The following is a 13177-nucleotide window of genomic DNA, read 5'->3' as shown; positions in this document are numbered from 1 at the left end:
GGCAGTGACTAGCGGCAGTGACTACAAATGCACCTCGACCGACAACGGCAAATGGTCCGATAGGTGAGTCCAGGGTTTGCCGTCGAGGATTTGCGGGTTGCGGCTGCGGGCGTTGCGCAGGTAAATGCGGTCCAGCCTCAGCAGGGGCCAGCGCGCCGGGTAGGTTTTCGCCAGTTTGCCGTGGTGGCGCTCGAAGGCCTCATGCAGGTCGTCTCGCTGCCTGAGCGCGGCGTTGCCTTGCTGTTTCCAGTCGTTGAAGTCCCCGGCGATGATGACCGGGTCTTCGGGCGGCAAGGACTTGAGCAGTTGGTTGAGCAACACAATCTGTAACTGGCGATGACTCTCCAGCAAGCTCAAGTGCACGCAAATCGCGTGCACCTGGTCATGGCCGGGTACATCCAGTACGCAGTGCAGCAGGCCGCGGCGTTCCGGGCCGGTGATGGAGACGTCCAGATTGCGCCACGATTTGATCGGGTATTTGGACAGCACGGCATTGCCGTGGTGGCCGTCCGGGTAAACCGCATTGCGACCGTAGGCAAAATCGTTCCACATGCTGTCGGCCAAAAACTCGTACTGCGACATGGCAGGCCATTGGTCGTAGCGCGACGCATGTTTCTCATGCTCGCCGAGCACTTCCTGCAAAAACACCAGATCGGCCCCGGTGCTGCGCACGGCGTCGCGCAGTTCCGGCAGGATGAAACGTCGATTGAAGGCGGTAAACCCCTTGTGGGTGTTGACGGTCAGCACCTTCATGCGGTGCACGGCAGGCGCTGTCAGCGGAGCAGGGGGTTCAAGGTTGTTACCGGCTATATCGAGGGTCATGGTCTCTCCTGTGCGTGGGGTCACCTGGGTTCGACGCATGCCGAGACAGGCCGTTCAGGTGCGGCACTGCCTTTTTATAGCGCGTCGGGTCGCGACCCCGCTTGATGTTGGTCATGTTCGGCCACGCTAAGCAGCGACCTTAAGTAATCACCAAAACCGCCTGCGGCGCGGCAGTCGAGCCGGGCGCTGGTGATGACTTGCGGGCGGTGGCTCCAGGCGATGGACGCGCCGCACGCCTCCAGCTGCTTGACCAGGTGCACGTCTTCGTGACACGCCAGCGGCTGGAATCCCCCGGCGCGCCGGTAGGCGTTGGCACTGAAGCCCAGGTTGGCGCCATGGATATGTCGATGGCCGTCCCGTGCTTGATAGGCCGCCTGGTAGCGGGCGCGGGCCGCCTCATCGATGGCGCTGCCCCAGTCTTCGACGGTCACCGTGCCGCACACCGCGTCTTTGCCCAACGCCAACTGCGCCACCAGCCAATCTTCGGCCACGCGGCTGTCGGCATCGGTACACGAGATCCAGCGTGCGCCGCGTTCCAACAGCCATTGCGCACCGGCGCCACGGGCGGCGCCCACGTTACGGGCATTAATCGCCAGCACGTCGACGTCGTATTGCGCCGCAATGTCGGCCGACAGGTCGTCGCAACTGTCGAGCACCACCAGCACGCGCACCGGTTCTGCCTTGAGCTGCGGATGACGGCTGGCGCTGAGCACGGCATGCAGGCAATGGGCAATCAGTGCCTGTTCGTTATGCGCGGGAATCAGCACGCCGATCATCGCAATCCCTCCAGGCTGGCTACAGACATAGGGTCGCGACCCCACACTTCAAGGATGAAATCGTCTTCAACGTGCTGCGCCAGTCGCGGCCAGCTCAACGCGTTGTGGAGCAGGGCGTGCACCTCGTCACCGGTCAGCGCGCAGCCTTCGATGGGCGCTCGCCAGTGACAGGCCAGCAGTTGGCCGTCGGGGGGCAGGCTGAGCAGGGCCAGTTCGATCAACTCTTCCAGCGCTTTAGGGTCCAGGTAATACGCCACTTCGCTGATGACGATCAGGTCGAAGCGGCGCTCGGGCCACTGTTCAGGCACGCGGCTTTTGCGCACTTCAACGTTGGGGCAGTCGCTCAGACGCTGGCGCGCCAGTTCCACGGCCTTGGCCGAGGTGTCGCACGCCAGCAGCCAATCGGTACGCTGCGCCAGCCCGGCGCTTAACTCGCCATTGGCGCAGCCCACCTCGAAAATCGCCGGGTAATGCTGGCGCGGCAGGCTGGCCAGGGTGATGGCGCGCTTGCGTTGTTCATACCAACGCTCGCGAAAGGCCCACGGGTCATTGTTGTGGGCGTAGAGCTGATCAAAAAAAGCAGTCGAGACACTCATGGTTCATCCCTGTACAAAAACAACTTCATAGGGTTGCAGCAACCGTTCCAGCGCCAGTGCGCCGAGTACCGGCCCGGCACCGGTGCTCGGGTCTTCGTGGATCTGGCTGGTGAAGGCCTGCGCGGCATAGCGTTTGCGCGCCACCGCGTGGGCGCTGAGGTCGATGCGTCGTGCGCGTTCCCACGGCACGCGCGGGTCGTCGTCATGCGCCCAGTGCCAGGTCCAGATCGGCAGTTCATGCACGCAGGCGCCCACGTTGGCCGCCGCTTGGCGGCTGGCGCGGCCGACGGCGTCGTGATCGCAGTGGCCATCGCGGCACCACGTGCTGAACACCACATCGTCCGGTTCAAGGTGCTGTTCGATAAAGGCGGTGAGCAACGCTTCATCGGCCGCCACCTGGCTGTCAGCAAAACCGCCCCGGACCCAGTGCAGTTCAGTCACCGGCAGGCCCAGGCGGGTCAAGGCTTCTTCCGATTCGAGGGCGCGTTGGTACGCCAAATCGCACGCGGGCCATAAGCTGGAGCCGGGATGGCTGGCGGTGCCATCCGTGACCGAGATCAGCAACAGCGGGCGGTTGAGGGTGTTGATCAGTTGCAGCAGGCCGCCGGTGCCCAACACTTCGTCGTCCGGATGCGGGGCGACGATGACCGCCCGCGAGCCTTGCGGCAACAGTTCGGTCACCTCCACCGACGGCAAATTGGCCAGCCGTTGAGAGTCGCGCCAGTGTTGCAGCGGTGTGCCGCTGCCCACAATCAGGTTTTCTTTCATAGGGGCCAGTGCCTGCGAGGCGTTTGCGCGGCCCATTCGCCCAAGGCTTCCAGGTCGCGTTCAGCATGACTTTGGCGCAGGTAAACCGGCAGGTCGGCGCTCAGGCGGGCAAAGTGCGGGTCTTTGCAAAACGGCCCGGCCCCTAGTGCGCGGCCGACGTGGCGAAGCACCTGTTCGGCAACGTCTTCGACCTGCGCCCGGGTTTGCCGGGCCAGTGCCTGACAGTCGGCGGTGGGCGCTTCGTCCAGCTGCCCTGCGCACACGATAAGGGTGTTGCGTGCCCCGAACAGCGCCGCCTGCACCGCGCCCAAATGCGCCAGTGCATGGGGTTCGGCGCGTTGGGCAGCGTGTTGTTGCAGGGACTCGCCCAGCCGGTATGCCGCGCCATACCAGCACGCGGCAATGCCGATGGCGCCCTGCCAAAAGCCGGGGCGATGCAAATAGTCGCCGGGTTGCCCCACGCGGGTGCAGGGCACCTGCTCAAACAGAATGTCGACACTGGCCGTCGCCGCCATGCCCACGGCTTCCCAGCCTTCACTGGAAACGCTGACCCCCGGCTGTTGCATGTCGACCGCCACCAGTTGCTGGCCGCCTTGTTCATCCCAGACCGTGAGCAACCCGTGACTGACCACGCCCGCCCCTGAGCACCAGGCTTTACGCCCGCTGATTTGCCAGTGGCCGTTCACCTCGCGCAGGTGCACGCGGGCATTGGGCGGCTCGGCGGCCCACAGGCCCCACGTGCTGCCGGGAGGCACCGGCCGGGCGCCCAGTTCACGCAGCGTGGCCAGTGCATCGGTGTGGCCTTCGTACACTTTGCACAGCCCCAAGTCATGCCCGGCCACCAGCGCCAGTTGCTGCCAGCGTTGCAGGGTCAATCCGCTGCCGGGCAGGGGCAATTGATCCAGCCCGGCCTCGACCATGTGCCGCAAGCACTGCCCCAGTGCCTGCGGGGTGTTCAGGGGCGAGGCACAATCTTCGAGAAAATCATGCAGATTCATGGTCAGCCCGCGTCCTTGAGATGCTCCAGTTCGAACAGCACCACCGAACGGCCGTTAACGCCGTAAGTGCTGCCGAACGCCAGGGTGTGCGGGCGCTTGAAGTCCGGGTCGAAGGTGTCGAACTTGCAGATCCAGCCTGTGCCTTCAGGCACGTGGGGCAAAATGAAGTCCACGCCGTCATGCTGGGCGTTGAACGCGATCAGCAAGGTGGCATCGGCGCCTGAGCGCTGGACCCCGGACACCTGCGCCCGGCCGTCGAGCAGCATGCCGAAACTGCGGCTTTGCGGGTCTTCCCACTGTTCGATGGACATTTCATTGCCATCCGGGGCCAGCCACGTGACGTCCTTGACCCCCAGCTCCTCGTTGTAATGCCCCACCAGAAAGCGGCTACGGCGCAGGATCGGGTAGCTGTTGCGCAGTTTGATCAGGCGCTTGACGAACTTGAGCAACGACTTGCCGTCTTCGTCCAGGTCCCAGTTGATCCAGCCGATTTCGCTGTCCTGACAGTAGGCGTTGTTATTGCCGTGCTGGGTCCGGGCGAATTCATCCCCGGCGACGATCATCGGTGTGCCTTGGGCCAGCAGCAGGGTGGCAAAGAAGTTGCGCATCTGGCGCAGGCGCAGGGCATTGATTTCGGGGTCGTCGGTCGGCCCTTCGACGCCGTGGTTCCATGACAGGTTGTTGTTGCTGCCGTCCTGGTTGTTTTCGTCGTTGGCTTCGTTGTGCTTGTCGTTGTAGGACACCAGGTCGTGCAGCGTGAAGCCATCGTGGGCGGTGATGAAGTTGACCGAGGAATAAGGTCGCCGTCCGCGCTGGTTGTACAGCTCGCCGGAGGCGGTCATGCGTGCCGCGAAGTCGGCCAGTTGCCCGTCATCGCCTTTCCAGAAGGCCCGCACGGTGTCGCGAAAGCGGTCGTTCCACTCGGCCCAGCCCGGCGGGAAGCCCCCGACTTGGTAGCCGCCGGGGCCGCAGTCCCAGGGTTCTGCGATCATTTTCACTTGCCGCAGCAACGGGTCCTGACGGCAGGCCACGAGGAAACTGTGTCGCTCGTTAAAACCGTCGTGGTAGCGGCCCAGAATCGTGGCCAGGTCAAAGCGGAACCCGTCGACATGCATCTCATGGGCCCAATAGCGCAGCGAGTCGGTGACCATTTGCAGCACGCACGGGTGGCTCAGGTCTAACGTGTTGCCGGTGCCGGAATCGTTGATGTAGTAGCGCTTGTCGTCTGGCATCAGGCGGTAGTACGACGCGTTGTCGATGCCGCGCATGGACAGGGTCGGGCCTTGCTCGTTGCCCTCGGCAGTGTGGTTGTAGACCACGTCCAGAATCACTTCGAGCCCGGCCTCGTGCAGGTGCGCGACCATTTCCTTGAATTCGGCGATTTTACCGCTGGCCAGGTAGCGTGGGTCGGGGGCGAAGAACGCAATGCTGTTGTAGCCCCAGTAGTTGGTCATGCCCTTTTGCAGCAGGTGCTGGTCGTTGACGAACGCATGCACCGGCAGCAGCTCGACGCTGGTGACCCCGAGTTTGCGAATGTGCTCGATCACCTCATCCACCATCAACCCGGCAAAGGTGCCGCGCACGGCGTCCGGCACATCGGGGTGGCGCATGCTGATGCCGCGCACGTGGGTTTCATAAAAGATGGTTTTGTCCCACGGCACGATCAGGCGGTGGTCGTGGCCCCAGGTATGGGCCGGGTCGATGACTTTGCATTTGGGCACGAACGGCGCGCTGTCGCGTTCATCGAAGCTCAAATCGCCGTCCGGGTGGCCGATGGTGTAGCCGAACAGGGCTTCTGACCACTTGAGTTCGCCCACCAATTGTTTGGCGTAGGGGTCGATCAGCAATTTGTTGTGGTTGAAGCGATGACCGTTTTGTGGGTCATACGGGCCGTAGACCCGGTAGCCGTAGATCTGGCCGGGGTGCGCATCGGGCAAGTAGCCGTGGTAGGTCTCGTCGGTGTACTCCGGCAGTTCGATGCGTTCGAGTTCCACTTCACCGGTTTCATCAAACAGGCACAGCTCGACCTTGGTGGCGTTGGCCGAAAAAATCGCGAAGTTAACACCTAGCCCGTCCCATGTGGCGCCGAGCGGGAAGGGCAGGCCCTCCCTGAGGCGTGAGGGTTCAACGTCCGGTGTAACGGGTGGGGCTGACTTGCGCTTGGTCATGGTGACTCCTGGCTGTATCGAGGGCTTCACAAACGGCAGGCAAAGCACGGCCGTCAGGCATTACGGTCCTGTTAAAAACGGGGTGCGGTGCGGTGCGTCAGGGCGTGGCGCACCGGGCAGTCAAGAGGCGGGTTTGCGCGGTGCGCGCGGTTTTTTCGCCGCGGGCGCTTTGGCCGCCGGTTTCACACTGGCGGCCGGTGCGGCCTTGGACTTGGCTTTGCTGGCGGCGGCCTTTTTGGGGGTCAGCGCTTCGGCCTGGGCCAGCGTAACGGCCATTTCCCAGTGACGTGCTTCCTGACCTTCGGGTTTGCCTTCGGATTCCCAGATCTGGTAGGCAAATTCACGAATGCGTTTATCGTCGTTATTCATCGCAAAGCTCCTGGAATCAAGTGGTGATCATGAGGTTGACGGGGAACGAACCGAGAGCGTCGCTGACCCTTATCGCCTTATTGTTAGTGACTACGGGGTGCGCAAAAAATCCATTTAATTTGTGCTCAGTTCCGTCGAACGGTAATTCGAGGCGGGTATCTGCCCATTCACGTGGATTAATCAACGGCAAAGCGCTGTTTTGCAGCAGTGGGGCACTCAAACGAGGGGCCACCACCACGACCCATTGCCCCTGCCACTCACGCGCAAACGCCAGCACCCGATCGGCATGGGGGCCGGTCACGTGCAACGGCTGATAACGCCCACGTGCAAACAACACCGGGTGCTCAGCGCGCATGGCCAGGGTGCGGGCGATCACGGCCTGTTTGATCGCACCGCTGCGCCAGTCATCGAGCAGCGCAGGCGCAGGCGCGTGGATGTCCAGCTGTTGCTGGCGCAAGGCGAAGTCCACGGGGCGGCGGTTGTCGGGGTCGACCAGGCTGAAGTCCCAGAACTCGGTGCCTTGATAGAGGTCCGGCACGCCCGGCGTGGTCAGTTTGAGCACGCATTGCACCAAGCTGTTCAGGGCGCCAGCCGGAGCCAACTGTTCACTGAAGGCATGAATCTCGGCGCGCAGGGCGGCGCCTTGGGGATGTAATAGCAGCTGTTCAATGAAGGCCTGAACCGCTTGTTCGTAAGCCTCGTTGGGCGCGGCCCATTGGGTGTCGAGTTTGGCCTCGCGCAGGGCCTTGAGCTGCCATTGCCACACCCGTTCGTTGTAGTGCGCCAAGCCGTGCGGGTCATCGGGTGATAGTGTCAGTGGCCAGGTCGACAGCAGAATCTGGTAGAGCAGCAACTCATCGCCCGCCGATGGCCCTTCGCGGTGGCCGCGCAGGGTGCTGGCCATCGGGCGCCAGCGCGCGATGCACCGGGCGTAGTCGGCGCTCTTTTCGCTGATCACCGCCAGCCGTGCGCGGCAGTCTTCGCCGCGCTTGTGGTCGTGGGTGGCCGTGGCCAACAGAGTGTCGGGAAAGTGCAGCAGGCGCTCGGCACAGGTCTGGTGAAAGACCTGCGCCGGTGCGCTGAAGCGTTCGGCATCAAAGCCCACATCGTTACGCGAGAGCAGCGCCCCATAGCGGTAGAACGCGGTGTCTTCCACCGCCTTGGCAGCGGTGGGTGAGGTGAGTTGTTGAAAACGCACGCAGGCGCGCTTGAGCAATTTGCGCGAGCGCCCGTAAGGCCGGGTGCGCCAGTTATCGCCCCCCAACCAACGTTGCAAGGACTCCAGCACCGGCCAGTCGGCTTCGCTCAGGTCATGGCGGGCGCCCTCCATGGCGCGGCCAAACACCTCGTCATCGGCCGCACTACGCCCGGCGGCGTTGATGTAGGTGCGGTACACGCTGAAATGCACCACCAGCGCTTGCAACGCACGGGTAATGGCGCCCAGCGTCAGGTCGCGGGTCATCAGGTCGTCACGGGCCACGTCACGCAGGGCCAGGGCGACGCGGTCGCAATCGCCCGCCAGCGAACCGTTGAGGATCTGCTGCCGGGCCAGCAGCGCCTGCTCGCGAAAGTCGCCGGGGCGCTCGCTGTGCTCGGCCCAAAGGCTGGCCAGCGGCGCGGCGCCTGCGGGGTCGTGTTGCAACAGCGAGACCTGGTCCATGAACTCGTAGCCGGTGGTGCCGTCAACGTGCCAGTCATCGGGCAGGGACTCTTCGGCTCCCAAGATTTTTTCGACATAGATTGGCAAATGGCGGTCGGGTGCGAGGGCATCCACGCGGCGTCTTAACTTGCGGCAGTAGCCACGGGGATCGGCCAGGCCGTCCACGTGGTCGATGCGCAAACCGTCCACCAGCCCGTCGCGGATCAGGTCGAAGATCTTCTGATGGGTGGCCTCAAACACGCGGGGCCGCTCGACCCGCAGCCCGGCCAGTTCGTTGACATCGAAAAACCGCCGCCAGTTGATGTCGTCGGCAGCCGTGCGCCAACTGGCCAGCCGATAAGACTGACGTTCGAGCAGGGCATGCAGGCGTTCCAGGCCGCTGGGGTGGCGCGCATCGAAACACGTCAGTTGCTGTTCAATGGCGGCCAGCACCTCAGGTCGGGCACTGAGCGCGGCCAGCTCCGCATGCAGCGGCGCCGTGCGCTCCCGTGGATGGGGCAGCGGGTGCAGCGCGGTAAATCGTTCGCCAAGAAATTGCAGATCGGGCTGGCCGCTGATGTGCAGCAAGAAGCCATAATCCAGCGGGCAAATCGGGAAGTGGTGATGGCCGTGCTCGGTGTAGAAGCGGCCCTGTTGCGCGTCGTAACGCAAGGGCAGTTCCCCGGCTTTTAACGTGGCGCCGTAGTCGTTACCCAAAAAGGGCAGCAGCAATTGCCCTTCGAGCAAGGGGTCGGGGGAATGCCACTGGATGTCGAAAAACTCCGCGTAGGGGCTGGCGCGCCCCCAGGCCAGCAGGTCCAGCCACCACGGGTTGTCAGCACCGCCCACCGCCATGTGATTGGACACCACATCGAGGATCAGCCCCATGTCATGGGCGCGCAGCTCGGCCACCAGCCGCCGCAGCGCGGCTTCACCACCGAGCGCCGGGCTGACGCGGGTCGGATCGACCACGTCGTAGCCGTGCATCGACCCGTCCCGCGCCGTCAGCAACGGTGAAGCGTAGAGGTGGCTGATGCCCATGCGCGCAAAGTACGGCACCTGCAGGCGCGCATCGTCCAGGGTGAAACCTGCGTGAAATTGCAGGCGCTGGGTGGCGCGCAGAATCGGTGTGCTCAATGTGTGCATTCATCACGCTCCTGCGCCTGCAGGCGCGCACAGGCCAGCAGCTCAAGGCGGCGGGCGACCTGGGGAAGGTCGAGCAAGGCAGCACACTCGACCGGCAGGCGTCGTCGCCAGTTGGGGTGAGTGCCCACAGTACCCGGCAGGTTGGCTTGCTCCAGCACGCCCAGCGCATCCTCGACAGGCAGCAACACCAGAGGCGCATGGGTGTGGCCCAAAAAGCGCGCGCTGGCGTTGAGCACCTGATCGGCGCCGGTGGCTTCTTCCTGAAAATTCTGCGGATCGAGGCTCAGCGCGTGATGCAGACCGTTGCGCTCGTGGGCACGGTTGTCGCGCCAATGGTCTTCGGTGTCGGCGTCCACCAGCCCCAGTTGTGCGTTCCAGTCGATGTCCCGTTCATGCCACCAGCCATTGAGGGTCGGCAGATCATGGGTGCTGGTGGTGGCCAGTGCCGTGTCCGGCCATTCCAGCACTGGCCTGAAGCGGGCGCCGTAATCTTGTTCAAACAACAGGATGCGCATGCCGAGGATGGCGCGTTCGCTGAGCTTGTCGCGCAAGCCTTCAGGCACCGTACCCAAGTCTTCACCGAGGACAATCGCGCGATGGCGCAATGACTCCAAGGCCAGCAGGCGCAGCAGGTCTTCAACCGGGTAATACAAATAGGCACCGTCTGCCGGGGTTGCCCCCAGAGGAATCACCCACAGCCGTTGCAAGCCCATGACGTGGTCGATGCGCAGGCCACCCGCGTGGGCGAAGTTGGCCCGCAGCATTTCGATGAACGCACGAAAGCCGTTGCGCTTGAGGCCGTCCGGTGAGAATGCCGAAATGCCCCAGCCCTGACCCTGGCGGTTAAGCAGGTCGGGCGGGGCGCCCACGGTGAGTTGCGACAGCAGTTCGTCCTGTCGGCACCAGGCCTGACTGCCGGCGCCATCTGCCCCAACGGCCAGGTCAGCGATCAGGCCAACGGCCATGCCGCTGTCGCGCGCCGCTTTGTGGGTCTTTGCCAGGCAGCGTGCGACCAGCCATTGGCAAAACGCGTAAAAGCCGATGTCGTGGCGGTGTTCTTCAGCAAACAGCAACAGGGCAGGGCTGTTGGGGTCGCGCCACTGTTCGGGCCACTCGCGCCAGTCCTGGCTCAGTTGCTCGCTGCGCCGCTGAACCTGCAAGGCTTCGAACCGGCAGTGGTTTTCCAGTGATTCGCCGCCGCTGTCGCAAAAGGCGTTGAAATCCTCTCGCAGCGGCTGCTCGCCCACCACGAAGTCTTCGTAGAGTGCGCGCAGCAAGGTTTGCCGGGCACGTGTGGCGGCGGGCCAGTCGATCAGCGGCAGGTGTTCCAGGCGCTGCCATTCTTCGCGTAGGCCGCTGTCATCAATGGCCTGCTGCACCACGCTGTCGCCCAGCACGCTGGCCGGGGCGGCATAGAGATAGTTGAGGAACAAACGGCTGGAGGGTGAATACGGGCTGTAGCGGTCGGGGTCGCAACTGAACATGGCGTGCATCGGGCTGATGGCCAGTGCGTCGGCCCCCCGTTCCCCGGCGGCCTTGGCGAAGGTTTCCAGCGCCTGGGTGTCGCCCAGTCCACCGTCGCCCGGTCGTGCCAGGCTGTACAGCTGCGTGCTCAAGCCCCAAGTGCGTGGCGTGTCGCTGTCCGTCGCATCTGCGATGCTGTAACAGCGTGCGGGGGCGACGGCCAGCGTGAAGTGTTGTTCCCCGATTTGCGCCCGGTGATAGCCCACCGGGATCATGCCCGGCAGGTAGGCGTCGGCGTCCAGCTCAATATCCAGCGAGCCGCCGGTTTCGAGGTGAACCACGCATTGGCTGTGCGGGTGGAAGTAGCGTGTCAGGTCCAGGCTGCGGCCCACGTCGGCGGTCAGCAGGGGCGGCAGGCGCTTGTTTTGCTGTTCCAGTTGCAGGTTGAGCAGGCTGGTTTCGATGGCTTCGTCGCTGTCGGCGGGCAAGCCCAACCCGGCCAGCACTGCCCGCAGCACAGGGGGTGAAACCCGCTGCGGGGTGCCGTTGGCATCTACCCAGTCCACGGCCAGTCCGGCACGGCTCGCCAGTATTTCCAGTTGCGCGTCACTCATGGGCGCTCTCCATCAAGGGCGAAAGGGTCGGTGGCGGCACCAGACTGACCAGTGCGCTGTAAGGCACCAGCCGCTGATGCTGTTGCACGTCGAGGGTCATATCGGGTGGGGTCTGGAACAGGACCGGTTGGTCAAGTGGCGCCACAAAAGGCACGCTCTGCCCGCTCAGGTTCACGGTGATGTGCAGCACACTGGCATCGCCCAGACGCCAACTGGCGGTGACGGCACCTTCGGCCAGCACTTTGCTGCCCAAGGCCTGCGAACCTTCAAGGCGCGGCACGATCTGTTGCTGGCGCAGTGCTAACAGGTGCTGGTACAGCGTGAGCATCTCGCGGCGCGGACCACGCTCCGGTACCCGAAAATCCGGGCGCGAGCGGGCAAAGGTTTCAGGGGCGTTCGGGTCGGCCACCGTCGAATGCGCGTCAGGCGAGGCGAAGGTGCTGAACTCGGCAAATTCCTTGCGTCGACCTTCACGCACGGCGTCGGCCAGTTCGCCGCTGTAATCGGTGAAAAACAGAAACGGCTCGGGCGCCGCGCTTTCATCCCCCATAAAGAACAAGGGGATCATCGGTGACAACAACAGCAAGGCGGTGGCAGCCTGCAAGGCCTGGGGTGCACACAAATGGTGCAAACGCTCGCCCGCTGCACGATTACCGATCTGATCGTGGTTCTGCAGGAACAGCACAAACGCGCTGGGCGGCAGATGACCGCTGGGTTCACCGCGCGCTACCCCGTGTCGGTTGTCTTCGCCCTGGAACACAAAACCCTGGCTCAGGCAGCGCGCCAGTTTTTGCGTCGGGTTGTCGGCGAACTCCGCGTAATAGGCGTCTGTTTCGCCGGTCAGCAACACATGCAAGGTGTTATGGCCGTCATCATTCCATTGCGCGTCAAAGGATTTTTCCAGCAGGCCCGCCTGATTCAACTCGTTTTCCAGGGTCAGCCACACATGGCGGTCCGGCGCGGTGTGGCGCCGTACCTGATGGGCTAACTGATGCAAGAACGCCGGGTCGTCAATGGCGTGTACGGCATCCAGGCGCAAACCGTCGAAGCGGTACTCCAACAACCACATCAAGGCATTGTCGATGAAGAAGTCGCGCACCGGCGGGCGTTGGTAATCGATCGCGGCGCCCCACGGGGTGTGGCTGTCTTTACGAAAAAAGGGGCTGGCATAGCGCGACAGGTAATTACCTTCCGGCCCGAAGTGGTTGTAGACCACGTCCAGCATCACCATCAACCCCAGGCCATGGGCGTCGTCGATCAATTGCTTGAGGGCTTGCGGCGAGCCGTAGCTGTCGTGGGGCGCATACAGCAGGGCACCGTCATAGCCCCAGTTGCGTTGGCCCTGACATTGGGCCAGCGGCATCAACTCGATGGCGGTCACCCCCATTTCAGCCAGCCGGGGCAGGTGCCGGGCCACATTGGCATAGCCGCCCATGGCGCCGACGTGAACCTCATAAATCACCGCTTCCTGCCACGGGCGGCCTTTCCAGTGAGGATGGCGCCAGTGATAGTCCCGGGGGTCGACCACCACGCTCCAGCCTGCCAGCCCGCCGTCCTGCGCCCGTGACGCCGGATCGGGCACCTCGAGTTCGCCGTCAATGTTGAAGCGATAACGGGTGCCGGCCGGGCACGGGATTTCCAGTGCAAACCAGCCATCGGCTTGCGGAATGAGGGGCAGGGAGCGGCCGTCGGGCAGCTCCAGGCTCACGTAAAAGGCATCGGGCGCCCACAAAGTGAAGCGCGTGTGATGCGCGTCCAGTCGCTGAGCACCATGGGAGCCGTGTTCCACGGTTTTTAAAGGCATCGGTACACGCCTC

At 63.7% G+C, this 13177-nt stretch carries 10 protein-coding genes; all 10 read right to left on the bottom strand.

From position 1 onward, the window contains the following. Positions 1–21: 21 nt before the first annotated feature. The gene (locus tag TU74_RS09005; protein ID WP_048376121.1) at positions 22–822 is read right to left on the bottom strand and encodes an endonuclease/exonuclease/phosphatase family protein; all 801 of its coding nucleotides are present in this window, start codon (positions 820–822) and stop codon (positions 22–24) included. Between the two features lie 74 nt (positions 823–896). Further along, positions 897–1598 (bottom strand): glycosyltransferase family 2 protein, encoded by a 702-nt coding sequence (locus TU74_RS09000; protein ID WP_048376119.1) that lies wholly within the window; start codon positions 1596–1598, stop codon positions 897–899. Further along, entirely contained in the window at positions 1595–2194 is a 600-nt protein-coding gene (locus tag TU74_RS08995) for an SAM-dependent methyltransferase (RefSeq protein WP_048376118.1), read from the bottom strand. The genes TU74_RS09000 and TU74_RS08995 overlap by 4 nt, the downstream gene beginning before the upstream one ends. Before the next feature lie 3 nt (positions 2195–2197). Then, complete coding sequence (locus TU74_RS08990) at positions 2198–2962, bottom strand: PIG-L deacetylase family protein (protein ID WP_048376192.1); 765 nt, start codon at positions 2960–2962, stop codon at positions 2198–2200. Next, positions 2959–3960, bottom strand: coding sequence for an acyl-CoA dehydrogenase family protein (locus TU74_RS08985; RefSeq protein ID WP_047291325.1), 1002 nt, complete (start codon positions 3958–3960; stop codon positions 2959–2961). The genes TU74_RS08990 and TU74_RS08985 overlap by 4 nt, the downstream gene beginning before the upstream one ends. A gap of 2 nt (positions 3961–3962) precedes the next feature. Then, a complete protein-coding gene (gene glgX, locus TU74_RS08980; RefSeq protein WP_047291327.1) occupies positions 3963–6128 on the bottom strand; it encodes a glycogen debranching protein GlgX in 2166 nt (721 codons plus the stop codon). A 120-nt stretch (positions 6129–6248) separates the two neighbouring features. Continuing rightward, positions 6249–6497 carry a DUF2934 domain-containing protein gene (locus TU74_RS08975; protein ID WP_048376117.1) on the bottom strand — a complete coding sequence of 83 codons (249 nt, stop codon included), beginning with the start codon at positions 6495–6497 and terminating at the stop codon, positions 6249–6251. Positions 6498–6513: 16 nt separating this feature from the next. After that, complete coding sequence (locus TU74_RS08970) at positions 6514–9282, bottom strand: malto-oligosyltrehalose synthase (RefSeq protein ID WP_048376115.1); 2769 nt, start codon at positions 9280–9282, stop codon at positions 6514–6516. Beyond that, positions 9270–11360, bottom strand: a complete 2091-nt coding sequence (gene malQ, locus TU74_RS08965; RefSeq protein WP_047291333.1) for a 4-alpha-glucanotransferase — start codon at positions 11358–11360, stop codon at positions 9270–9272. The genes TU74_RS08970 and malQ overlap by 13 nt, the downstream gene beginning before the upstream one ends. Continuing rightward, entirely contained in the window at positions 11353–13164 is a 1812-nt protein-coding gene (gene treZ, locus TU74_RS08960; RefSeq protein WP_048376113.1) for a malto-oligosyltrehalose trehalohydrolase, read from the bottom strand. Before treZ ends, malQ begins: the two co-directional genes overlap by 8 nt. Positions 13165–13177: the final 13 nt, after the last annotated feature.

It is taken from the genome of Pseudomonas lundensis (genome assembly GCF_001042985.1).
GTDB classification, from domain to species: Bacteria; Pseudomonadota; Gammaproteobacteria; order Pseudomonadales; family Pseudomonadaceae; genus Aquipseudomonas; species Aquipseudomonas lundensis.
This window is presented reverse-complemented; position numbering and strand designations above follow the sequence as displayed.

What these genes read in the sequence shown, in the direction of transcription:
- glgX (WP_047291327.1), bottom strand. Translation starts at nt 6,128, where the DNA reads ATGACCAAGCGCAAGTCAGCCCCACCCGTTACACCGGACGTTGAACCC.
- TU74_RS08970 (WP_048376115.1), bottom strand. Translation starts at nt 9,282, where the DNA reads ATGCACACATTGAGCACACCGATTCTGCGCGCCACCCAGCGCCTGCAA.
- TU74_RS08975 (WP_048376117.1), bottom strand. Translation starts at nt 6,497, where the DNA reads ATGAATAACGACGATAAACGCATTCGTGAATTTGCCTACCAGATCTGG.
- TU74_RS08985 (WP_047291325.1), bottom strand. Translation starts at nt 3,960, where the DNA reads ATGAATCTGCATGATTTTCTCGAAGATTGTGCCTCGCCCCTGAACACC.
- TU74_RS09000 (WP_048376119.1), bottom strand. Translation starts at nt 1,598, where the DNA reads ATGATCGGCGTGCTGATTCCCGCGCATAACGAACAGGCACTGATTGCC.
- treZ (WP_048376113.1), bottom strand. Translation starts at nt 13,164, where the DNA reads ATGCCTTTAAAAACCGTGGAACACGGCTCCCATGGTGCTCAGCGACTG.
- TU74_RS09005 (WP_048376121.1), bottom strand. Translation starts at nt 822, where the DNA reads ATGACCCTCGATATAGCCGGTAACAACCTTGAACCCCCTGCTCCGCTG.
- malQ (WP_047291333.1), bottom strand. Translation starts at nt 11,360, where the DNA reads ATGAGTGACGCGCAACTGGAAATACTGGCGAGCCGTGCCGGACTGGCC.
- TU74_RS08990 (WP_048376192.1), bottom strand. Translation starts at nt 2,962, where the DNA reads ATGAAAGAAAACCTGATTGTGGGCAGCGGCACACCGCTGCAACACTGG.
- TU74_RS08995 (WP_048376118.1), bottom strand. Translation starts at nt 2,194, where the DNA reads ATGAGTGTCTCGACTGCTTTTTTTGATCAGCTCTACGCCCACAACAAT.